Origin of the sequence: Microbulbifer bruguierae, from assembly GCF_029869925.1 — a bacterium.
GTDB lineage: Bacteria > Pseudomonadota > Gammaproteobacteria > Pseudomonadales > Cellvibrionaceae > Microbulbifer > Microbulbifer bruguierae.
Genome location: NZ_CP118605.1, coordinates 1,004,551 through 1,028,506, shown reverse-complemented (window position 1 = coordinate 1,028,506; position 23,956 = coordinate 1,004,551). Strand labels below are relative to the sequence as shown.

Here is a 23,956-nt window from a genome sequence, read left to right as displayed (position 1 = left end):
GTTTACTTCGCAGCTTGTAGGGAAAGTCGGGAACGAATCGAAAATGGTGGCGTGAGGCGACGTCTGATTCCGTGGCCGGTTTAATTCATCCAAAATGCAAAATGCCGCTTCGAAAAGCGGCATTTGCATGTTCCTGGCAGGACGGTGGTTACTTAACCACCTTCATGCAGCGAACGTTATCGGATGCCATCCAGCAATCCGCGTCCGCGGGGCAGGCCATAGAAGTCGGAATCTGTTCTGAGCCCGGAGGGCAGGCGGCCGGCATCGGAGCCGGTGCACAGCAACCTGCGAGGACCAGTGCACAAATAATTCCGGTTAAGTACTTGGCTGGAGTGAAATTCATCCCCTAACTCCTTTCCGTTGATGTTAGTCAATAGCATAGACAATAAAACGTCACCTGTTTGGTGTGCTTTGTAAAAATCTTTTCTACAAACATACCGCCCAATGGAGTGTAATAGGCGCGCGGTAAAAATAGCCGCCACGGTTCAATTCAGGATAAATATGCCGCCAGTTTGTCGCGGCCGTATGCCCGAATTTAAAGGGTTTTCCGCCAATCTGAGGGATAGAAGGTTGCAGGGCGGAGAAGGTTTTTTTTCAGTAAAGCGAAAATTTTTTTTTTGCTTGTGGGTAAAGCGCCCATTTAAAAAAGTGAGCGCCATTTTTCCTGTGTTCGGAAATTTTTTCGGGTGGCGGCCGGGAAGGTAGCCGGGTAAATCACTGGATGGTTTGGGCGTGTGTATACGCGTCTGCAGGTCTATTTTCCGGCCGGATTCAAAAAGGCACCAAATGCCAGGGCGAGGCCCTCGGTTCGTTCCGGGTTCCTCAAGACGGCCAGCAGTACATTGCGCAATTGTGGCAGAAACAGCAGATCGGTCAGCAGCAGGTTGAAGGTTTCCTGAGGCTGGCTTTCACTTAATTTCTCCAACCATAGTTGCGCAATCTCGGGAACAAATAAATCGTCCGTGCAGCGGCTGCCAATTGCGGCAAGAACCTCCCCGTTTGTGCCGGCCAGGCTTTGCAGCAGTGTAAGGAGAAATTGCTGGCGCATACCGCTGGCTGGGCTGTGGGATATCCCGCGAACAAGTGCCGTCAATAGCGCTGTATCCGGTTCCCCCGAAGCCAGGGATTGCTCACCCCTTGAAATCAATGGTTGTACCAGCTGATGATCAATGGTTTCACTTTCGAGGCACTGGCAAAGAGCGATGAGTGCGGGGGTGGCAAAGCGCGGCAGGCTGTGGCATAGCGATTCCTTTTCTTCCTCCCAGCGCACAGCCAGGTCTGCGAGCCCCTGAACGGCGAGCTGCTCCCAGGGGAAACACGCGGGATCCTTGGCGTAGGCCTTGGCAGCAGGGTAGTGATCGCTGTACGGGCGTCTCAGTATCTGTCCTGCCTTGGCGTGAAACACGGCGCGCTTATCTGCCGGCGGGTTAAATATCAGCTCGCTTTGCTCCAGTGTCCGCTGCAGATGTTTGCCCGGATCACGGTGGCCATTGGCGCCCTGGCCCTCCCCGGCATAGAGTCCTTGTTGCAACTGCTTCAGAAACCGGTCGCGAATGGGAAGGAGAAGTTTTCCCTGCTCATCCAGGGGGAAGCGCAGGAACCACACCACCGGCAGCGATGCAGAGCCTGGTTCGCCCGCGGGCCACAACAGCAGGCCACACCACGCCTGCCGCAGATAGGGGTGGGGCCAGGGGGAGGTGCCCTGTTCGAAGGCCTCGGCCGCTTTTCTGCTGATCGGCTGCACCCGCCGTCCGACGTCGAACCAGCGCAGATTGAAGTCTGCTGCCGCAACCAGTTCTGACAGGGTGGTTGGCGCGGTTGGGGGAGGCACGGGGTTATTTTCGTTCACGGCGGACATGGATTTTTGCGGTTGTGGTGGCGATAACTAGGCGGTAGAGCGCAACTGCGCTCTACCGAACAGGATAGAAAAAAACCGGCGGGATTACTCCGCAGGGATAGGTTGAGTCTGCTTGCCCAGTGGCATCTGCTTGAAGTGCAGCCAGCCGTAGGCGATAGCCAGCAACGGGCAAATGATGTTGAAAAGGGCAAACGGCGCGTAAGTGAATGTGGTGATACCGAGGGTCGCACTCATATAGGCGCCGCAGGTGTTCCAGGGAATCAGTACCGAGGTGATGGTGCCGGAATCCTCCAGGGTGCGGGACAGATTCAGGCCATGCAGACCTTTTTCGGCGAAGGCGTCACGGAACATGCGGCCGGGGATGATAATGGCCATGTACTGGTCCCCAGCCGCGGCATTCATGCCGAAGCAGGTGAGCACGGTGGAGGTGATCAGGCCGCCAACGGATTTCACACCGGAAAGCGCCCAGTTGACGATGCGCTCCAGGAAGCCAGCTCGCTCCATCGCGCCGCCGAAGGCCATCGCAGAGATGATCAGCCAGATGGTGTTGAGCATGCTGCTCATGCCACCCTTGGACAGCAGGGATGCTACCGCTTCATTGCTGGAAGTGGACTTGTAACCGTCGAACAGGCTGTGCCAGGCGCCTTTCAGCAGGCCCAGAGGACCTTCGTCGCCCGCCAGCTGACGAGTGGCGTTGGGCTCGAAGACCATCGCGATCAGGCAGCCTACCAGTGCGCCAATCATCAGGGTTGGATAGGCCGGGATCTTTTTCCATGCCATAAACAGCAGCAGAACCAACGGCAGCAGGCTGACGAAGGAAATCCTGAACTCTTCCTGCAGCGCACCGAGTAATTGCTCGATATCTCCTGCTGATGTATGGCCGGTATCGGCGCTGAGGCCGATCACCGCGAATACGATCAGAGCAACGACGAAGGCCGGAATAGTGGTCCACAGCATATGGCGGATGTGTAGAAACAGGTCGTTGGAAGTTACCGCCGCAGCCACGTTGGTGGTGTCAGACAGTGGGGACATCTTGTCGCCAAAGTAGGCGCCGGAGATCACCGCACCAGCGGTGATAGCGGGGTTCAATCCCAGGGCAGCGGCGATGCCCATCAGCGCCACACCCAGCGTGCCTGCGGTGGTCCAGCTGGAGCCGATGCTCAGGCCGACGACGGCACAGATGACGCAGCTGGCGGCGTAAAACCACTGCGGAGACAGCATCTGCACCCCGTAATAAATCATCGATGGCACCGTGCCGGCGAGTATCCAGCTACCGATTAGTGCGCCCACCGCCAGCAAGATCAGGATGGCTCCGAAAACCAGGCTGATGCCATGCAGCATGCCGCCTTCCATCTCATTCCAGGTGAATCCATTTTTCATGCCCATCAGGGCCGCCACGCCGGCGCACAGCAGCAGGGCTATCTGGTTGGGACCGTAGGAAGAGTCGGCGCCATAGAAAAACACGGACAGGGAGAGTAAGGCGATCAGTACCAGAAGGGGGATAAGGGCGTCCAGCAGACTGGGGCTGCGACTGGTGTGATGCGGATCGCGAGGTGTGCTGGAACTGGTATTGCTCAAGGGTGTCTCCTAACGTCTGGCAGCCTGGTATTGTCTCGACTATCCGGTCAAGCTCTTGTTATTTATGGCGTAAAGCGGGCTATTCTCGGGGGAGGCTGGACAGAAGTCTATAGTCGGCGGCTTCAGGGCTGGTGGCGGCAGGGCTAGAGCCACAGGGTAAGGACAGGCTGGTGCAGGCGAGGGATTACCGGTCAGTCCACTGCAATACTGGCAGTTCTCCTCTGCATCCGGTATGTTCTGCGCCCGGTCGCCTGAGCCTTGAAGTCGCTAGGCCAAAATAAGAACGAGCCAGAGCGCAGTACCGTTAGCGAGCGTGCGCCGAAGTTGGCAGGTAACACAGTTAAATGAATTCGAGAAATTTGGATCCCGATCTGTTTGATGAAATTCGCCCCTACCGCGACGATGAAGTACGGCCTGTGCTGCGACGTCTGGTAGAAGACCCTGAAATGTCCCGGGTAGTGGCGCATTTCCTGCTTCCTGGCGCCGCCAGTAAGCTCGAGCGCCCGCTGGCATGGCTGGTGCGCCAGTTTGTGCGCTTTGAATTCCGTAAAGCGAAGAATGTGCGCGGTGTGCAGGAGGTGGTTGCCCGGTATCTGGAAAAAGCGGTCAATCGCACCAGTTGCGGCCTCACCATTTCCGGACTGGAAAGTTTGCCGAAAAATCGCGCCTGTCTGTTTGTCAGCAATCACCGGGATATCGCGATGGACCCGGCGCTGGCGATTCTGGCGATGTTTAAAGAAGGGCATGAAACGTCCCGTATCGCCATTGGCGACAACCTGCTGTCCAAGCAATTCGCCACCGACATCATGAAACTGAACAAGTGTTTTGTGGTGAAACGCAGTTCCGGCAGTCGCCGGGAAAAATTGACGGCGGCGACCACGCTGTCCAATTACATCCACTATTCCATCGTCAATGACAATGAGCATGTGTGGATAGCCCAGCGTGCAGGTCGTGCCAAAGACGGTCTCGACCGCACCAATCCTGCGCTGGCGGCGATGTTTGCGATGGCCAAGCCGAAAGAGCAGTCGTTCGCAGATTTTTGGCGGGAGTTGCACATTGTGCCCCTTTCGGTTTCCTACGAATGGGACCCCTGTGATCGCGATAAGGCGCGGGAGCTCTATATCAAGGAGCACCAGGACGAGTACGAGAAAGAAGCGCACGAGGACCTGGGCAGTATCGGCAAAGGTGTGGTGGGCCAGAAAGGGCATATTCACGCTGCCTTCGGTGCGCCGATTGAGAAGGATTTCAACGATGTTTCGGCACTGGCTGAAGAAATCGACCGTCAGATCATCGGCAACTATGTCCTCCATCCCACCAATCTGATCGCCTATCAGATGATTTACGGTGAGTCTCCGGCACTGCCCGTTGGCTACCCGGCCAAACCCTGGCACCCGGATGAGCACATGGAAATCCGCGAGCAGTTTGACAAACGCATGGCTGCGATTGACGAACGCTGGCGCGACAAGGTGATTCAGGGGTATGCCAACCCGGTGGTCTCTCGCCTTGCGTTTGAGCAGTAATTTTGGAAGACGTTGCGCCTCTTTTGCGCTGTTCTGAATCGCTGCACTGAACTGAACCGGTGCTTGGTGAATCCAGGTTGGCTAAACCCTGAGCAACCGTGGATAATGCGCGGCTGACTCAACCTCAATGCATTTTTAGCCGGTTTCCAGTGCTCAGCGATAAAGACAAAGACTCCATCCAGAACGCCTATCGACAGTTTCTTAATGGCCGTGAGCTGAAGGCCCGCTACGGCCAGAAGCTGATGATCGCGGCGATTGCGCGGTCGATAGGCGGTATTCAGCGCAATGGGGCCGGTGAGCGGGACCACGGTAAAACCGACGGCGAACATATCTGTGTAGTGGAAGCGGGAACCGGTACCGGTAAGACCGTGTCCTACCTGCTCGCCGCCATTCCCCTGGCTATTGCCCACGACAAAACCCTTGTGGTCTCTACCGCCACAGTCGCTCTGCAGGAGCAGATCATCAACAAAGACCTGCCGGAACTCATCCGCCACTCGGGTCTGAAATTTGAAGTCTCCCTCGCCAAAGGCCGCGGTCGCTACCTTTGCCTGTCCAAGCTCGACCAGCTGCTCACCGAACTTACCTCCAGTGGAGTCGGTTCCTCGATGGCGCTCTACGAAGACGAAAAGCCGCAGGTGGACGAGGCCGGTATCGAGTTGTATCGGGAGATGGCAGACCAGCTCGCCACCGGTAGCTGGGATGGCGACCGCGATAACTGGAAAGATACCCTCGACGCGCAGGACTGGAGCCGGGTTACTACCGATCACCGTCAGTGCAGTGGTCGTCGCTGTCCCCATGTGAGCAGTTGCAGTTTTTTTCGCGCGCGCGAGAGTCTTGGCAAGAGCCGTGTCATTGTTGCCAACCACGATCTGCTGCTCGCGGATCTGGCCCTTGGCGGTGGCGCTATCCTGCCGCCGCCGGAAGAAACCATCTATGTGCTGGACGAGGCCCACCACCTGCCGGACAAGGCGCTCAATCACTTTGCCCACCACAGCCGGGTAGGGGCGACCACTGGCTGGCTGGATCAGGCCAATAAAAATCTCGGACAACTGCTCAGCGAAATCGGTGACGGCGGTGAACTGGATCGGGCCGGTGAAGATTTGCCGGCGCTATTTACTTCCGCCAAGCAAAAGCTGGAAATGGCCTGGCCACTGCTGGAAGACCTGTGCGAGTTTGAAGACGAGCGCGGACGCAGTCAGCGGCATCGTTTTGAAGGGGGCGTAGTACCCGAGTCCCTGATGCAGCTGGCGGAACAGTTGCGGGAGGACTTCGATGAGATGGAGGCTCTGCTGGGCAAGATGGTGCAGGTTGCCCAGCGTATGATGGAGGATGCCCACAGCCCGGTACCGGTTGTGGACCTGGAGCGCTGGTACCCCGTGTTGGGGAGTTGGCACGGCCGCGCCGAGGGCAACCTGGAATTGTGGGCGAACTATTCCCGCGAGGACCAGGGTTCAGTGCCGCAGGCCCGCTGGGTAACCCTGGTAGACTGGGGCGGCTCGTTTGATTTTGAAGTGTGCAGCTCGCCGATTCTGGCCGGCAAGACCCTGGAATACAGTTTATGGCGGCGCTGCTATGGTGCAGTGCTGACCTCCGCCACACTGACCGCGCTGGGCCGATTCGATCGCCTGAAAATGCGGGCGGGTACTCCGGACAACGCCAGTTACGAGATAGTCCCGAGCCCGTTTGATTTTTCCCGCGCCGAACTGCGTGTGCCGAAAGACGCGGTGGAGGCGAACAATGCGGACCTGCATACGAATGCGGTGATTGAGGCCTTGCCGGGCCTGCTGGACACCAACGCGGACACCTCGGGAGGCCCCGGTGGCGCGCTGGTGCTGTTTTCCTCCCGCCGGCAGATGGAAACCGTATATGAGTCCCTGCCAGGTACCTGGCGCAATCGGATTCTGATGCAGGGCCAGCAATCCCGTCAGCAGTTGCTCGACAGTCACAAGAAGAGCGTGGATAGCGGTGGCCACAGTGTCCTGTTCGGCCTCGCCAGCTTCGCCGAAGGTTTGGATTTGCCGGGTGACTACTGTCGCCAGGTAATCATCGCGAAACTGCCGTTTGCGGTTCCGGACGATCCCATCGAGGCGGCGCTGGCGGAGTGGATTGAAGCCAAGGGTGGTAACGCCTTCATGCAGATCACCGTACCGGACGCGGCGCTCAAGCTAGTACAGGCCTGCGGACGTTTGCTGCGTACTGAATCCGACAGCGGCACCATCACCCTGCTTGACCGTCGCATTGTCAGCAAGCGCTATGGTCGCGCCATGCTGGACTCCTTACCGCCGTTCCGGCGTTCGATTAACTGAACCAATTTGTCATTATGAAGTCGATTTATCCCGATATCGCTACCCTGCTGCTGGAACTTGAGGCAGAGCTGCGCAACCTGGATTTGTGGGATGCCGAGTCACCTTCCGCGGAGGCGTTGGCCAGCACCCAGCCATTTTGCGTAGATACCCTGACGTTGCCGCAGTGGTTGCAGTTTGTCTTTTTGCCCCGCATGAGCCAGCTGGTGGAGATGGAGATGCCTCTGCCGAAAGAATGCGGTATCGCGCCGATGGCGGAGGAATTTTTTCGCGGTAGCGACCTTTCCGTGGCGGCGTTGACCGGCAAACTGACGGAAATCGATGCGCGTCTGGCCAAAGGTTGATCGGATGACATCCGCTGGGGAATGAGGTGGTTGCCGGTGCTGGCGCTTGAATGATTGTGACCAGTTGGTACTATCTCGTTACATTTTGGGCCGGAGTCTATTCTTCACACGCTCTCCGCAGGTACTGACCCGCGCGCTTCAGCGCTCTCCGCAGTAGGCGGCGTCCGGGCGTATACGGTAGTATCGGCAGTTTGCGAAGCACGGGCGAAATGGACGGCCCGATAAAATTACCGCCAGGATCACACTTATAAACATCGCTCAGGGCCGGTTCTCCGCCCGTAAGGTAGTAATAAACAGATGCGGTTTTTGTCTTTAGTTTCTCTCCTTCTGGTTGCGCAACTCATGTCCGGTTGCGAAAACCTGCCCGAGATCGGTGCCGATACGACGGCCACTGACGCTGCCCCGTCCCCGGCAGGGGCGGAGTTCGACCCGAGCCTGTGCCCTGTGGTGGAAACCGTGGTCTGCGCTGAGCCGGAGGTGAAGGTGGTTGAGCGGGTGATCGAGCGCAACTTTGAAAAAATCGTTGAAGTACCGGTTGCCCGAGACAAGCTGGTGCTGGGTTCTGAAGAGTACTTTATCGTTGAACCCGGCGGTGTACGGCTGAAAGCTCTGGTGGATACGGGAGCCGCCACCTGCTCCCTCAGTGTGCTGAATCTGACCCCTTTCGAGCGCGACGGCAGTGAATGGGTACGTTTCAAGTTGGGAGATGGCGAGGACGATGAATCAGAACAGATTGAACTCCCGGTTAAGCGCCATGTGCGTGTCGCTCGCCCGGGCTTTGACCGCCAGCGTCGTCCGATTGTGAACATGAGCCTTACCGTAGGTGAGGTTACCCATATGGTGGAAGTAAACCTGGTGGAGCGTGGCGAGTTCGAGTTTCCGCTGCTGGTAGGGCGCAATTTCCTCAAGGATGCGGCCGTGGTGGACGTGAGCCTGAAACAGGTTCAGAGCAAACCGAAGATGCCGTCTTTCAGCAAATAATTTCACACGTAAACGTGGAAATGTGGTCGGGTTACTGGCATAGCGGCCGTTTCCCGGCAAGAATAATTGGCCACAAGCTGTAGTAAACAACCATTTGGGGATTGGCGAATGTCGCCACGGGCTCAGGTCTATATTCTCGCCGCGCTGCTCACCCTGATGGGCGCCGGTCTTACCATTTATAAACATTTTGAACTGGGCTTCCCGTTGTTGCCCGGTGAATACCGCACTGTCTGGACCATTGAAGCGAAGGTCGGGTTCACTGCCGAAGGTGGCCCGGCCAAAGCAGCGCTGACGCTGCCGCGGGAACAGCGCAATATGGAAGTACTGGGGGAAACCTTCAGTTCGTCCGGGTACGGTTTCAATGTAATCCGCGAGGACGACGAGTACCGCGCGGTCTGGGCCAAGCGTCGGGCCACCGGGGTACAGTCCCTGTTTTATCAGCTCGATGTACACCAGACCCCGGGGGCCGCACTGGAGCAGCCGCTGGATCTGAGTACCGAGGTGGTCAAGCCGCTGCTTGGCGCCCGCGAGCAGGAAGCCGTACGCCAGGCCATTTATTCGCTGGTGGAAACCGGCCGTCAACGCTCTTCCGATATCCGCACATTTACCTCCGAGCTGCTCACCGCCCTGGGTGATAGTCGGAACCAGGATCGAAACCTGATATTCGGCTATTACAAAGACCGCTCTTTTGTTGATGTGGCGTTGCTGGTATTGGCTGCGGCGGATATTCCCGCGCACCGTATTCGCGGTCTTTATCTGGAAGATGATCGCCGGCGCCTGGCTCCGGAAGACCTGCTGGAAATTTACGATGGCAAGCGCTGGGTGGTGTTCGAGCCGCTGAGCGGTTCACCGGGTGTGCCCAAAAACTTTTTTATCTGGCAGCGTGGCGGCAAGAGCCTGCTGGACGTGGAAGGCGGGCACAATTCGGGGGTGACCTTCTCGGTAATCGCCAATGATGTACCGGCCCGGGATGTGGCCATGTTGAGCACCAGCCAGGAAAAAGAAGCGCTGGTGGATTTCTCCATTTACAGTCTGCCTATTGAGCAGCAGAGTATTTTCAAATTGATTCTGCTGGTGCCAGTGGGGGCGCTGGTGGTAGTGCTGCTGCGTGTGTTCGTCGGCCTGCGCACTTCCGGTACGTTTATGCCTGTACTACTGGCTATCGCATTTATCGAGACTCAGCTATTCACCGGCCTGGCAATCTTTGTGCTGATCCTGATCCTCGGTTTGTGGATTCGCTTCTATCTCAGCAGGCTCAACCTGCTGCTGGTAGCAAGGATTGCGGCGGTAGTGGTGACGGTGGTGATTTTGATGGGCGCGATCAGCGTGGTCAGTTACAAGCTTGGCATCGAGCAGGCGCTGACGGTCACGTTCTTCCCGATGATTATCCTTGCCTGGACCATCGAGCGCATGTCTATTGTGTGGGAAGAGGATGGCCCCTACGAGGTTGTGGTACAGGCGGGCGGCAGTCTGCTTGTGGCGGTGCTCGCCTGGTGGGTGATGACTAATCGTTATATTGAACACTGGACGTTCAATTTCCCGGAGCTGTTGCTGGTACTGCTGGGGTTCATCATGATTATCGGTAACTACACCGGTTATCGTCTCGGCGAACTGGCGCGGTTCCGCCAGCTGGTGCACTGATGCAGTTGCCATCCTTTTTGCGCGGCGGCCTGGTTTCGCCCTTCAAGCTGCGCAAGCTGGGGGTGCTGGGAATGAATGCGCGCAACGTGCACTACATCGCGCGCTACAACGACCGCGACAAATACCCTGTCGTGGACGACAAGCTCAATACCAAACGCGCGGCCAAGCGTTACCGGATTCCCGTCCCCGAACTGATCGCGGCCTTTGAAACCCAGCCTAGTCGCACGCGGGTCATGCAGGTTATCGAGCCGTTGCAGAAGTTCGTGATCAAGCCGGCGCGGGGCTCCGGGGGCAAGGGTATCCTGGTGATTGTCGGCCGCGATGGCGACGATTACGTGAAACCCTCTGGTAGTAAAGTCACGGCCCTGGATATTCAGCGGCATGTGAGCAATATCCACAGTGGCCTTTACAGTCTCGGGGGCAAGCCGGACCGGGTGATGATCGAAGCACTGGTGGACTTCGATCCGGTGTTTGAAAAATACTCCTTCGAAGGTGTGCCGGATATTCGCGTGATCGTATTCCGTGGCTTTCCGGTTATGGCCATGTTGCGCTGCTCCACCCACGATTCCGATGGCAAGGCCAACCTGCACCAGGGTGCGGTAGGTGTGGGCATCGATCTCGCCACGGGGAAGGCTTCCCATGCGGTGCAGCGCGGGTTGCGGGTGGATATTCACCCGGATACCCAGATGCCGTTTTCCGACCTGGAAGTGCCCGGCTGGAAAGACCTCGTCAGCCTCGCCGCCAGTTGTTATGAAATGACCGGCCTCGGCTATCTCGGCTGTGACATCGTACTGGATCACAAGCGCGGGCCACTGTTGCTGGAGGCTAATGCCCGTCCGGGGCTCGCCATCCAGATCGCCAATGGAGTGGGGCTGCGCACGCGCCTGGAACACATCGAGTCGATGGATCTTGAGCAGTTGGAAAAAAACGTTGAAGAGCGGGTGGCCTATTCCATGGATTACTTTGCTGCCCGCAACGCCCGCTGATTCCTGCCGCCGTCACGATCTCTCTCGCCTGCCAGAAAACAGTGGGATTTCGGTACACGCATGTTGACGTATATGGCTAAACGCTTTTCGGCGGGTTTGTTTTCCGCGCTGCTGGCATCGTCTGTTTACGCTGATGGGTTGGCGGAGCCCCGCAGCGAAATCCTGGAAACAATTACGGTAACGGAAACTCAGACGCTCAAGGAGGCTGGTGACAATAGCACTGCCTCTTCAGTCGTTGATTCTTCGGCTATCGACCTGCGTTCATCCACCCACCCCTCAGAATTATTTTCGGCCATACCTGGAGTCTGGATAAGCCGGGGCAACGGCCAGGAACATCTCACTGCCATCCGCTCCCCGGTGTTGACCGGCGCCGGTAGTTGCGGTGCTTTTGCGGTGCTTGAAGGTGATATTTCGGTACGCGGTGCTGGTTTTTGCAACGTCAATCAACTGTTTGACCTGCCGCTTTCGCAGGCTCAAAAAATACAGGTGTTGCGCGGTCCCGCCAGTGTGCTCTACGGTTCTGATGCCCAGCACGGGGTGATTCGCCTGCTGAGTGAAGCACCGGCAGAATCGTTGCGGTGGCGCTTGGGACTGGAGCAGGGTGCGAATGATTTTACGCGGGTGACGTCAGCCTATAGTAATACTGTTGGCCGCAACGGGATCCGGCTGGGGCTAAGCGGCAGCCGCGACGGTGGCTACAAAATGGATTCCGGCTACGACCAGCAAAAATTGTCTGTCCGCCATGATTACCTCGGCGACCGCTGGTATGCACGCACGCTGGTGAGTTTCAGCAACCTGAACCAGGAAACCGCGGGTTATGTCACTGGTAAGGATGCCTATAAAGATCCGCACAGAAAGCGTGAAAACCCCAATCCGGAAGCCTTCCGAGACAGCCAGTCCGCGCGGTTGCAGACACGCTTTGAGTACCACACGGATTCCGGTGACCGATGGTTACTTACCCCCTATGTCCGGCATACGGACATGGCCTTTCTGATGCACTTTCTACCGGGGACGCCGCTGGAAGAAAATGGCCAGCAGGGCGCTGGTGTGCAGTCCAGTTACCTGCATAGCTTCAGTGACAGCGTCGCTCTAACCAGCGGTGCGGATCTGGAAGTCACCGATGCCTGGTTAAAGCAGACCCAGAGTGAAGGCTTTTCTTCCTTTCCTGGCGGGCGCCAATACGATTACCAGGTTACCGGAGCTCTGCTGGCGGTATTTGCCAACGCGGAGCTGGAGGTTGCGGAACACAGCAGGCTAACGTTCGGTAGTCGTTGGGAAGCTCTGGAATATGATTACGATAACCTTATGCGCAGTGGAGATACTGCGGAAGATGGTTCTTTCTGTATCAACGGATTTACGGGCGCCATCGGTTGCCGTTACAGCCGCCCGGATGATCGCCGCGATCGCTTTGCCAATCTCTCCTTCAATGCCGCACTGGAGCATGTATTCCATCCGGGCTTGGCCGGCAGCCTGCGCCTGGCCCATGGCTATCGCGCGCCCCAGGCTGCAGAACTCTACCGGTTGCAGAATGGTCAGATGGAGGCAGAACTCGACTCAGAATCTATCGACAGTATTGAGCTGGGGTTGAGCCGTGGTAGCGACAATCTGCGCTGGCGTATCGCCGGTTACTACATGGAAAAATCCGATGTGATTTTTCAGTCCTCAGACCGCCTGAATCTGAGTGACGGTGAGACCCGGCACTACGGTGTAGAGTACGAACTCGCATGGCAATTCGCACGGCATTGGGATCTGTCCTTTTCCGGCGACTTCGCTCGCCATCGCTACACCAGCGATGTCAGCGAACCTGGCAGTGGGGCGTTGATCGAAACAAAGGGCAACGACATCGATACCGCACCCAGGCGACAGCACAGCCTGGTTCTGGGTAGGGAGCTGGCGAAAGGCACCCGGGTGGAATTGCAATGGCAGGGGATAGGAAGCTATTACACAGATATTGAAAATGTGCACCGTTATGAGGGGCACGATCTGCTGTATATGCGTATGCGACATCAGTTGAATCCGCGATTGAATTTGGGTCTGCGAATCAATAATCTGGCAAATGTCGACTATGCCGAGCGGGCGGACTTTTCCAGCCTGGCCGGTGGTGACCGGTATTTTATTGGCGAGCCTAGAAGTGTTTTCGGTGATATCCGCTACGAATTCTAATTCGAGTAGCCAAGTCTGAAGGCTGTTTAAAATGTAATCTGACATGGGTTGGTCAAGGAGTGACAAGTTGTTTAAGGATAAATATACGGTTCGTGCAGTCTGTGTGTTTTTTTTGCTGTTTTTCGTGTTCGACGCGAGGTCGGTTGCGGGTGAGACTTATGCAGTAGCAGCGAATGAGACGCTGGCGAAAGCCCCCGACACATATACATTTAACGAGGCGGTGGAAAAGGCGCGGCAAGGTGATTCTATAATCCTGTCTCCCGGAGTCCACAAATTGGGAGTGGCAATGAAGTTGGTCGGGACTCCCGAGGAGCCGATAAAAATCTCGGGAGCCGGGGATCAAACAGTTATTGAAGTATCTTCAACTGAGCAGCAGTTCTGTCTCGGGTTCAAAGATTCGCAATTTGTCGAAATTGCAAATGTGCAATTCAGTGGGTGCGGGCAGATTTCAGTTGTCCTGCAGGATTCGCGATACTTCACTTTTAAAGACCTGTCTTTTCTTGAGGGCAGGTACCCGATATTGGCAAAAGGCATAGATACACATCATATCCTTATAGATTCGGTGTTCTGGAATCAGGATCCGAGCGGGGATGTATATGGAAAAATTCCCTGGTCAGAATCCCATCACGGCGACTACAAGCATTTAAATGGAAGCCTGATTTATGCTAATGATATATCCGGCAGTGTGATTGTCAGAAACAGTAAAATCACCAATGCCTTCAATGGGGTTCGCCTGAAAAGCAAGAAGAACAAACCTGGCCTGATGAACAAGAATATCGAAATATACAATAATGAATTCCACAACATCCGGGATAATCCGGTAGAGCCAGAAGTTGATGCAACCAACTGGTGGGTTCACCATAATAAAATCCTGGATGCTCACGGCTACTTCTCGTTTACTGAGGTTTCGGGTGGGGATTGGTATGTTTTCAGGAATATCGGCATTAGTAGGAGGAAACTGCAGGGAGAGCATACCGGGGGTAAAATCCTCAAGTTTGAAGATCACGGGCCGGTGCCTTCAGGTCCGTTCCTCGTTTTCAATAATAGCTGGCTGGGGGATCGTCCGATCGCCACTGGCGGCGAATCCAGGAATTTGCAATATATCAATAACGCCCATCAATTTATCGATGGCGTCGATCCGTTAAAATCAAAAAGCTTTCACGATAGCTATCGGGTCGAAAGCAATCTGGTTAACGTACCGTTTTCAATAAGTGCGCTGCAGGGTAAGAATGTTTACCTGCCCGAGTTTCAATTCAGCGACGACGTGGGTCTGGTGGAAAGATCTGAAGCGGTGGTTGACGCTGGGCAGGAGGTTTCCGTAAACGGTTACCGCGTTAAATTTTCGGGTCTTGCTCCTGATATCGGAGCTTATGAACAGGGTGGTATCAGTGACTATCCACCTTTCAGATTTAAGGGATCTACTTATACTGAGTATCCCAGGATTGTAAAGATTGATCACACATCCAAAGACGGTCTGGTGTTGTGGAGCTCTGTCCCCCTCGTTGGTATTTCGTTCGAGGCTGCAGCTGTCTTTCAGTCAGGCAAGTCGGTAACGGTTCCGGTTACTGTCGATGAATACAAAATTGTCGTTCGTGATTTGGACGTCGGCAGCCCATTAAAAGAGCTACGCCTGCCTTCGCTGCTCGGTAACAATGGGTTGAAAATGTTGACCTGGGGTGCTGTCGATGCGGATTTCAGGATTATCGTAGGGGAGCCGGGACGGCGCTCCGCATCGGCCATATAGTCTATATTTAGCCCCTGTCTGTCCGGCCGCGTCCCAAGTAAGGCTTTAACCTAAAAAAATGGCGAACCATTTCTGGTTCGCCATTTTTTATTTGTGGGTCTATTAACTGACCACTAGAGGTTCTTCAATGATTCCAGCTGCTGCTCGAAACGCGCCCGTGCGCTCTCCATTTCCGCCAGCCTGGCTTTTTCCTTATCCACGACTTCCTGCGGCGCCTTGTCCACAAACTTGGGGTTGTTGAGCTTGCCGGAAATCCGAGTCAGCTCCTTGCCCAGCTTGTCGATTTCCTTCTGCAGGCGCGCGCTTTCCGCAGCGACATCAATCAGGCCAGCCATGGGGACCAGCAGTTCCAGCTCGCCAACCAGTGCGGTTGAGGAAGCCGGTGCTTCGCTGCCAGTTTCCAGCCAGTCGATGGACTCCAGGCTTGCCAGTTTCGAAAGCAGGCTACGGGTCTGCTTCAGCAGGCTGGCATCTTGCTCGGCACCACCGCGCAGGATCAGCGGGATCTTTTTCGCCGGGGAGATATTCATCTCACCGCGGATATTACGCACACCTTCGATCACACCTTTTAGCCAGACGATCGCGGCTTCGGCATTCTCGTCGATGCGATGCTCGTTCGCTATCGGGTACTTCTGCAGCATGATCGTATCGCCGGGCTGGCCGGCAAGATCCTTCACGCGCTGCCAGATTTCCTCGGTGATAAACGGCATCAGCGGGTGCGCCAGGCGCAGGATGGTTTCCAGCACGCGGATCAGGGTGCGGCGGGTACCTTTCTTCACCGCGTCTGAGGCGTTGTCGTCCCACAGTACCGGCTTGGACAGTTCCAGGTACCAGCTGCAGTACTCGCCCCAGATAAAGTCGTACAGGGCCTGGGAGGCCAGGTCGAAACGGTAGGTGTCGATTGCCTCTTTGACGGTGATCTCGGTGCGCTGCAGCAGGGAGATGATCCAGCGATCGGCGATAGACAGTTCGAAATCCTCGCTGCCGTCCTGCCCGCAGTCGTGACCTTCACAATTCTGCAGCACGTAACGGGACGCGTTCCAGATCTTGTTACAGAAGTTGCGGAAACCCTCGATACGGCCCACGTCGAACTTGATATCGCGTCCGGTAGAAGCCAGCGAGTAGTAGGTGTAGCGCAGGGCGTCAGTGCCGTAAGAGGCGAGGCCTTCCGGGAATTCCTTGCGGGTCTGCTTTTCGATCTTCTCGCGCAGGTGCGGCACCATCATCCCGGCGGTGCGCTTCTGCACCAGGCTTTCCAGGTCGATACCGTCGATCAGGTCGATGGGGTCGAGCACATTGCCCTTGGACTTGGACATCTTCTGGCCGTGGCTGTCGCGCACCAGGCCGTGTACATACACGGTGTGGAAGGGCACTTCCTTCTTGAAGTACAGGGTCAGCATCATCATGCGCGCGACCCAGAAGAAGATGATGTCGAAGCCGGTGACCAGCACCGAGGTGGGGTGGAACGCCGCCAGCTCCGGGGTTTCTTCCGGCCAGCCCAGGGTGCCGAAGGTCCACAGGCCGGAGGAGAACCAGGTGTCGAGTACGTCGTCGTCCTGGCGCAGTTCGATATCGCCAAGGTTGTGCTTCGCGCGGACTTCCTCTTCGCTGCGGCCGACGTAGACGTTGCCGTCGTTGTCGTACCACGCGGGAATGCGGTGGCCCCACCACAGCTGGCGGGAGATACACCAGTCCTGGATATCGCGCATCCAGGAGAAGTACATGTTTTCGTAGTTTTTTGGCACGAAGTTGACGCGACCGTCTTCTACGACCTTGATGGCCTCGTCCGCCAGCGGCTGGGTTTTTACGTACCACTGGTCGGTGAGCCACGGTTCAATGACTACGCCAGAGCGGTCACCGCGGGGCACTTTCAAGGTGTGCGGTTCGATTTTTTCCAGGCAGCCGAGGGCGTCGAGATCGTCGACGATCTGCTGGCGCGCGGCGAAGCGCTCCATGCCGCGGTATTTTTCCGGCACGGCGTCGTTCAGATTGGCGTCGGCGTCGAGGATGTTGATCATCTCGAGGTTGTGGCGCTGTCCCATCTCGTAGTCGTTGAAGTCGTGCGCCGGGGTGATTTTTACACAGCCGGTACCGAATTCGCGGTCGACATAGTCGTCGCCGATAATCGGGATTTCACGGTCCGCCAGCGGCAGTTTGATGGTCTTGCCGATCAGGTGCTTGTAACGCTCGTCTTCCGGGTGCACCGCCACCGCGGTATCACCGAGCATGGTTTCCGGGCGGGTGGTGGCAACGACAAGGTGGCCGGAGCCGTCGGACAGCGGGTAGCGGAAGTGCCACAGGTGACCCTGCTCTTCCTCGTTCAGTACTTCCAGGTCGGAAATCGCGGTGTGCAGTTTCGGATCCCAGTTCACCAGGCGCTTGCCACGGTAGATCAGGTCGTCTTCATACAGGCGGATAAAGACTTCCTGCACCGCCTTGTAGAAGCCGTCATCCATGGTGAAGCGTTCGCGGGACCAGTCCGGGCTGGCGCCCAGGCGGCGCAGCTGGCGGGTGATGTTGCCGCCGGATTCTTCCTTCCACTCCCACACTTTCTCGATGAACTTGTCGCGACCCAGCTCGTGACGGGTCTTACCGTCAGCCGCCAACAGGCGCTCTACTACCATTTGGGTGGCGATACCAGCGTGGTCGGTGCCCACTTGCCACAGGGTGTTGTCACCCTTCATGCGGTGGTAGCGGATCAGGGCGTCCATGATGGATTCCTGGAAGCCGTGGCCCATATGCAGGCTGCCGGTGACGTTCGGCGGCGGGATCATGATGCAGTAGGGATCGGCGGCGGTATCGCCGGAAGGCTTGAAATAGCCGTTCTCTTCCCAGGTTTTGTACCACTGTTGTTCGATGGCGTTGGGCTGGTATGTCTTGTCCATGCGCGGGGGAGTGCCTTGCGTTGTATGGGCTGGCCGCCCGGTCAGAATATTTGACCGGGGGCGGTGAAATTCAAAAGGGGCGGAATTATACCGTCGGGGTCCGGCGGGGCAAAGGCGGTGGCAGGTCCGGAATAACCGCCCGTTATTCGTACTCGGAATAGATCTCTTCGACCAGTGCGGTAATGTTTGCACGCAGCTGCCGCTCGAGTTCTGGTAGTTGGTCTGCTACCAGCTGTTCGATCAGGCGCTCTTTTTCGTTTTTCGGGCCCGAAGTCACGGGAGTGCTGGCGGCGATATCGCTTACCGCATTCACGTGTACCTCTTCCACCTCCAGATCCCGGTCGATCGCTTCCACAGCCGCGGGTTCTACTTGTACGGGCTCTGCGGGGATGGGTGCGGGAATAGACGAGGCGGCGGGGATTGGGTCGGGCCGCGGAACTCTGCCACCGGTGAGGCGCGCGCGAATATGCGGGGGCAGGAACGGGTTATCGGATGTCTGCACGATGGCCTTGGGTACTGCTGAATGGGGCTTTTGGTTTTCCCTGCCCTGGGAGGTTGCCGGCTTTTTCGGCGCCTCTGGCTTTTGTTGCACGGTGGGCTGGGGTGTACTTTCAATGGGCGTTGGCGCTGATTTTCCTGGTGAATCGAACAGACCGGGTTGAAACTCTTTCCGGGAAATTCCCTGATCAAACGCCTTGTTTTCTTCGTCAGTGGCGATCTCCTCGATGACCTCCTCGACGATCTCTGCGGTGATTTCCTCGGAGTCCGCCTGTGCGGGCAGCTCAGGATCAGTCGTTGTTGCAGTTTCAGCGGCAGTGGTCTCAGGCCGCGGCATCGTTTCGGTTTGGCGCGGCAGGTCCTGTAGCGGGCGCAATAACTCGCGGTCAGCGTCGCTGAGTAGTGGCGTAAAGTCTTCCAGCGGCTCTTCGTCTACCGGACTGAACAGAATGGGCAGGTCGGCCTCTTTCAGGGGGCGCGGTGCGGCGTTGGGTGTGTGTGGTGGGCGCGTACCAGGGCTGCGTTCGCTGGGTGCCGGCTCGGCGATGTTGTCGAGCAGGGGGATGTCCGCTTCCATATCACTTCCGAGCAGTTCCCGCAGGGAGTTGAGCTCGTTGAGCAACTCGTGGGGGGGCTGGCCGCGGTGGCGATTCTTGTTTTTCTTTCGACCGGACATGGCAAGTGCCTTTGCTGGCATTTATCAGTGGCTGGCAGCCACATTCAACTGGAAATTTTATGTGATTGTAACGGATATCCCCGATCGCGAAAGTGACTGTATCGCGTTCTGGAGCGGGCAAGGGAATCGGGGTGCTGACAGACGATTTCCGCGAGCCGATCAAAGCGGCTGAACCAGGCGGGGATGTCGTTACACAGATTGATCAGCAGGCCATGGTGCATGCCGGGGTCTTCGCCGCTGTTGATTTCGATGGCGGCCTGTTGATCCGCATTCTGGGGCGCGTGGGGCAGGAAGCTGTCTTCCCGGTAGGTCCACAGCAAGTCGTCCAGCTGTTGAGCCTGTTCGGTATTGTCTACGGCGATCAGTACGTGCAGTCCGTTGCGAAAGGCTTTTTCCGCAAGGCGGCAGGCGAAGATCGGAATTTCGTCTGGATTCTCTGAGGCCAAGACGTAGAAATCTATTCGGGTCATTAAATTATTCGGAGTTAAGGGCTTTTCGAGAAGGTAGCGGCTTTACCTGATAACGGTGCCTCCACTCAACCAGCTCAGCGCACAGAACATGGTGCGGCGCCGGCAACGGTTCGCAGGACACAGCCGTTAACCCATCCATGGGCGCTCTTCCACGAGGTCCTCTCGCGGAAGGTCCTGCGAACCGTTTCCGGCGGCAGCACCTTCGCATCGAGGGTTTTAGTTTCTTAACAACCTTATTGGATTGTTTACTTACTGTTCAGGATGTATTGCAGCAGCAGAGGTACCGGACGGCCGGTGGCGCCTTTGGCTGCACCGGAAGTCCATGCGCTGCCGGCGATATCCAGGTGCGCCCAATTGTATTCCTCCGCAAAGCGCGCGAGGAAGCAGGCTGCGGTCACGGAGCCCGCTTCGCGGCCGCCGATGTTCTGCATGTCGGCGAAGTTGGAGTTCAGCATGGGCTGGTACTCGTCCCACAGGGGCATGCGCCAGGCGCGGTCGCCGGTGTTTTCGCCGGCGGCCAGCAGGTCTTCCGCCAGCTTGTCCTGGTTGGCGTAGAGGCCGGTAGCGTGGTTGCCCAGGGCAATGACACAGGCGCCGGTGAGGGTGGCGATGTCGATCACAACGCTGGGTTTGAACTTGCCTGCCCAGGTGAGGGCGTCGCAGAGCACCAGGCGGCCCTCGGCATCAGTATTGAGGATCTCGATGGTCTTGCCGGACATGGAGGTGACGATATCGCCGGGCTTGCTGGCGCGACCGCTGGGCATATTTTCAGCGGCAGCAACGACACCGACGACGTTGACTGGTGCATTCATTTCCACCAGTGCATTCATCACGCCGAAGACGCTGGCAGCGCCGCACATATCGAACTTCATTTCGTCCATCGCAATGCCGGGCTTGAGGCTGATGCCGCCGGTATCAAAGGTGATGCCCTTGCCAACGAGCACGATGGGCTTTTGGCCGGTTTTACCGCCTTTGTAGTTCATTGCGATCATCGCCGCCGGCTCATCACTGCCTTTGGCCACACTCATGAAGGCGCCCATGCCGAGCGCCTCCATTTTTTTGTTGTCGAGCACTGTGGTGGTGAGTTTCGGATGCGTTTTGGCCAGCGCCTTTGCCTCGTTGGCGAGGTAGCTGGGGGTGCAGATATTGCCGGGCAGGTTGCCCAGTTCACGCGCGATGTTGCTGCCCATAGCCTGAGAACTGCCGAGATCTGTGCCGCTCTGTACCGCTTTCAGGAGCTTCTTGTCGCCGGCGTGAATGGTGAATTTTGCCAGCGGGTTGGGTTTGGCGTCGCTGTGGCAGCGGGTGAATTTGTACGTGGCGAGACCTGCGGCCAGAGCCAGTTGCTGGGCTTGCCACTCGGGGGAGGCGTCGCTGACGGTAACTTCGGTGAGGTAGCTGGTAGCCTCTTTGAAGGATTTCACCGCCTTGGCGCTGGTGGTGGCCAGCTTGCGGAAGTCGGCCTGCTTGATCGGCGCTTTGCCGCTGCGCACCAGTAGTACGCGTTCAACGCCACCATCCAGCATGGGGACCAGTAGTGTGCTGCCGGCAACGGACTCTAGATCGCCGCGCTTTAGCAGTTTGGTCAGGCAGCCGCCGTTGGCCTTGTCGAGGGCGTTGCCACTGTCGGTGAGCTGGTTCTTGCTATCGACGGCAACGATGGCGCAGGCGGTGCGCTGTTTGCTGATTTCGGTAACCTTGGCGGTAAACTGCATGAATGGTGTTCCTTGAATTTCTCTTTGCAATGAAAGCTCGGGTGGTGGCGTATCGATTTCCGGAAATACCTATGCCCGCTGTGGGTGATTCAAAGGCTCGTGGACCAGACTGTCAATGTCGCAGCGGATTTCCTTCTCGGCAACCGGTCGCGGCCCGAATCTTGTTTTTCGCATCGGGCCGGCCGGTTCGAGACCAGTCGAGACATCGCCGGGCTTTTTGGTGATAATGCGCCGCACAAGTTTAACCCGAGAAGGATAGGATTGCTTGATCCGGCTGTCCTATCCTGACATCGGCGAATATCAAAGCGATGGAATTTCCATTTCCGTTCGTCATTTCTACGTAGTGCAATCAGGGAAGCTGGTCGTTCAGTGATTATTTTCCGCTACCTCTGTCGCGAACTGCTCGGTGCAACCCTGGCGGTCAGTTCTGTATTGTTGCTGATGGTCATGAGTGGCCGTTTTGTGAAGTATCTGGCCGATGCGGCGGCAGGCAATCTCTCTGCCGGGATCCTGTTTTCATTGATGGGCTATCGTCTGCCCGGATTTCTGGAGCTGGTCATCCCGCTGGGTTTTTTTGTGGGCATTCTGCTGGCTTACGGGCGCCTTTATATAGAAAGCGAAATGACGGTGCTGCACGCCTGTGGCTTTAGCGAGCGCCAGTTGTTGCGCTATACCCTGGTGCCGGCGGTACTGGTGGCACTGGTAGTGGCGGCCATGAGCCTGTACCTGACGCCAACAGGTATCGAGCGCACTTCCCATTTGCTGACTGCAGACAAGTCCCGCAACGAGTTCGATCATCTGGTGCCGAAGAAGTTTGTCGCCACCGAGGGCGATCGGGCGGTGTATTACGCAAACGGGCTGAGCGACGACAGGTCGACCATGCACGATGTCTTTCTGGCTGAATTGGGGTCCTCCCGCGGAGAGACGGAAACCGAACACCAGATTGTCACCGTGGCCCGGGAGGGCGTGCAGCAGATAGACCCGGAAACCGGGTTGCGCTATCTGGTGCTGCGGGATGGTTACCGGTACGAAGGTGTGCCGGGGCAGAGCGATTACCGACAGATGGCATTTTCCAGTTACGAGGTACTGCTGGATATCCCGCGACTGCGGAGCAAGGCCAGTGAGAAGCTCCAGTCCATGTCCACTGCCGCCTTGTGGAAAAGCGAAGACCCCCGCGAGCGGGTCAATTTGCACTGGCGTTTAAGCCTGCCGGTACTGGTGATCGTGATGGCCATTCTGGCGGTGCCGCTGAGTCGCACCAACCCCAGGCAGGGGCGCTATGCAAAAATGATTCCCGCCATATTGCTGTATATCGTCTATCTGGTTGCCTTGCAGAGCGTGCGCGGCGCTATTGAAGACGGCAAGATCGAGCAGGCCTGGGTTATCTGGCTGGTACACCCGCCATTTCTGATTCTCGGCCTGCTGTTGCTGGGTGGGCGCAACCGCAGGCCCCGTCGACGCTCGACTGGTGGCGACACGGGCGATAAGGGAAATGCTGTCGGAGGTGCCGATGTCACGGCTTGATCGCTATATCGCGCGTACCGTGATGATGTCGATTCTCGCGGTATTGCTGGTGATTCTCGGTCTGGAAATCATATCCGCGATTGTTGATGAGCTGGGTGAACTGGGTGGCGATTACCAGTTTGTAAACCTGTTGGAGTATGTGCTTTGGACCTTGCCGGAGCGGGTTTACAGTCAGCTGGGTTTCGCGGCTCTGGTGGGCTGCATGGTTGGTCTCGGTACCCTGGCGGGCACCAGCGAACTGACGGTGATGCGGGCTTCGGGCGTGTCTATTGCGCGTATCGCCTGGGCGGTAATGAAGCCGGTAATGATTCTGATCTTGCTGGGCTTGCTGCTCGCCGAGCTGGTGATCCCGGTAACCAATCAGACCGCCGAGAGCCGTCGTGCCATCGCCCAGGGAGAGCTGGAAAATTCCGGGCTGGAGCAGGGGCTGTGGCTGCACGAAAATGGTGAATTTGTCCATTTCAACGCGGCTTTGCCAGGGGGTACCCTGTTCGGAATTACCCGTTATCGCTTTGATGATGATCGCCAGTTGCAGCAGGTGGTATTTTCCGAGCGCGCTCACTTTGTGGATCAGCGCTGGGAACTGCAGAACAGCCGCCAGACCAGTCTGACGCCAGAGCGTGCGAGCAGTGGTCAGGAGGCTCAGTCTTACTGGAATTCGGATATGTCGCCGGACCTGTTTTCGCTGGTAGTGCCGATGCCGTCAGATCTGTCACCCCGCAATCTGTGGTCCTACGGTAACTTCCTCGACCGCAAGGGTGAGGAATCCGCCCGCTACTGGCTGGCTTTCTGGAAAAAGGTGCTGCAGCCGCTGACCATTGCCGGGCTGGTATTGATGGCTATCTCGTTTATTTTCGGTCCCCTGCGGGAGGTGACAACCGGGTTGAGGGTGTTCACCGGGGTCATTGTGGGGATCGTGTTCCAGACCCTGCAAGACATGCTCGGGCCGTCATCGGTCGTATTTGGGTTCCCGCCATTTATCGCGGTACTGGTGCCGATTCTCGCCAGCTTTCTGATTGGCTGGCTGTTGCTCAAACGGGCGCGGTGAGCGCCCGTTTTCCGCCATTCTC

The 23,956-nt window shown here is 57.1% G+C and carries 16 protein-coding genes; 10 read left to right on the top strand and 6 right to left on the bottom strand.

Features of this window, described 5'->3' with window-relative positions; all coding sequences use genetic code 11:
* Window positions 1-754 precede the first annotated feature (754 nt).
* Window positions 755-1,858, bottom strand: a complete 1,104-nt coding sequence (locus PVT68_RS04415) for a DUF3549 family protein (RefSeq protein ID WP_280321413.1) — start codon at window positions 1,856-1,858, stop codon at window positions 755-757.
* A gap of 84 nt (window positions 1,859-1,942) precedes the next feature.
* Window positions 1,943-3,436: a Na+/H+ antiporter NhaC gene (gene nhaC / locus PVT68_RS04410; RefSeq protein ID WP_280321411.1), complete on the bottom strand. Its 1,494-nt coding sequence runs from the start codon at window positions 3,434-3,436 to the stop codon at window positions 1,943-1,945.
* 344 nt (window positions 3,437-3,780) lie between these two features.
* Between nhaC and PVT68_RS04405 the strand changes: the two genes are divergently transcribed.
* The 8 genes from PVT68_RS04405 (at window position 3,781) to PVT68_RS04370 (ending at window position 15,118) form a co-directional block, all read left to right on the top strand.
* Window positions 3,781-4,956, top strand: coding sequence for a 1-acyl-sn-glycerol-3-phosphate acyltransferase (locus PVT68_RS04405; protein WP_280321410.1), 1,176 nt, complete (start codon window positions 3,781-3,783; stop codon window positions 4,954-4,956).
* A gap of 149 nt (window positions 4,957-5,105) precedes the next feature.
* Window positions 5,106-7,262 carry an ATP-dependent DNA helicase DinG gene (gene dinG / locus PVT68_RS04400; RefSeq protein WP_280321409.1) on the top strand — a complete coding sequence of 719 codons (2,157 nt, stop codon included), beginning with the start codon at window positions 5,106-5,108 and terminating at the stop codon, window positions 7,260-7,262.
* Between the two features lie 14 nt (window positions 7,263-7,276).
* Window positions 7,277-7,603: a YqcC family protein gene (locus PVT68_RS04395; RefSeq protein WP_280321407.1), complete on the top strand. Its 327-nt coding sequence runs from the start codon at window positions 7,277-7,279 to the stop codon at window positions 7,601-7,603.
* Between the two features lie 306 nt (window positions 7,604-7,909).
* A complete protein-coding gene (locus tag PVT68_RS04390; RefSeq protein WP_280321406.1) occupies window positions 7,910-8,584 on the top strand; it encodes an ATP-dependent zinc protease family protein in 675 nt (224 codons plus the stop codon).
* Window positions 8,585-8,692: 108 nt separating this feature from the next.
* Window positions 8,693-10,225, top strand: coding sequence for an inactive transglutaminase family protein (locus tag PVT68_RS04385; protein WP_280321405.1), 1,533 nt, complete (start codon window positions 8,693-8,695; stop codon window positions 10,223-10,225).
* Window positions 10,225-11,211 carry an alpha-L-glutamate ligase-like protein gene (locus PVT68_RS04380; protein WP_280321404.1) on the top strand — a complete coding sequence of 329 codons (987 nt, stop codon included), beginning with the start codon at window positions 10,225-10,227 and terminating at the stop codon, window positions 11,209-11,211. The genes PVT68_RS04385 and PVT68_RS04380 overlap by 1 nt, the downstream gene beginning before the upstream one ends.
* A 72-nt stretch (window positions 11,212-11,283) precedes the next feature.
* Window positions 11,284-13,374, top strand: coding sequence for a TonB-dependent receptor (locus PVT68_RS04375; RefSeq protein WP_280321403.1), 2,091 nt, complete (start codon window positions 11,284-11,286; stop codon window positions 13,372-13,374).
* Between the two features lie 67 nt (window positions 13,375-13,441).
* Window positions 13,442-15,118, top strand: coding sequence for a right-handed parallel beta-helix repeat-containing protein (locus PVT68_RS04370; protein ID WP_280321402.1), 1,677 nt, complete (start codon window positions 13,442-13,444; stop codon window positions 15,116-15,118).
* Between the two features lie 113 nt (window positions 15,119-15,231).
* Here the strand turns inward: PVT68_RS04370 and PVT68_RS04365 are convergent, their stop codons facing one another.
* The 4 genes from PVT68_RS04365 to PVT68_RS04350 form a co-directional block, all read right to left on the bottom strand.
* Window positions 15,232-18,003, bottom strand: coding sequence for a valine--tRNA ligase (locus PVT68_RS04365; protein ID WP_280321401.1), 2,772 nt, complete (start codon window positions 18,001-18,003; stop codon window positions 15,232-15,234).
* A 142-nt stretch (window positions 18,004-18,145) separates the two neighbouring features.
* Complete coding sequence (locus PVT68_RS04360; RefSeq protein WP_280321400.1) at window positions 18,146-19,177, bottom strand: hypothetical protein; 1,032 nt, start codon at window positions 19,175-19,177, stop codon at window positions 18,146-18,148.
* A 44-nt stretch (window positions 19,178-19,221) separates the two neighbouring features.
* A complete protein-coding gene (locus PVT68_RS04355) occupies window positions 19,222-19,647 on the bottom strand; it encodes a DNA polymerase III subunit chi (RefSeq protein WP_280321399.1) in 426 nt (141 codons plus the stop codon).
* Between the two features lie 245 nt (window positions 19,648-19,892).
* The gene (locus tag PVT68_RS04350) at window positions 19,893-21,362 is read right to left on the bottom strand and encodes a leucyl aminopeptidase (protein WP_280321398.1); all 1,470 of its coding nucleotides are present in this window, start codon (window positions 21,360-21,362) and stop codon (window positions 19,893-19,895) included.
* A gap of 369 nt (window positions 21,363-21,731) precedes the next feature.
* Here PVT68_RS04350 and lptF point away from each other — a divergent pair, with 369 nt between their 5' ends.
* Entirely contained in the window at window positions 21,732-22,886 is a 1,155-nt protein-coding gene (lptF, locus tag PVT68_RS04345; RefSeq protein WP_280321397.1) for an LPS export ABC transporter permease LptF, read from the top strand.
* Entirely contained in the window at window positions 22,873-23,934 is a 1,062-nt protein-coding gene (gene lptG, locus PVT68_RS04340) for an LPS export ABC transporter permease LptG (RefSeq protein WP_280321396.1), read from the top strand. Before lptF ends, lptG begins: the two co-directional genes overlap by 14 nt.
* The last annotated feature ends 22 nt before the right edge of the window (window positions 23,935-23,956 follow it).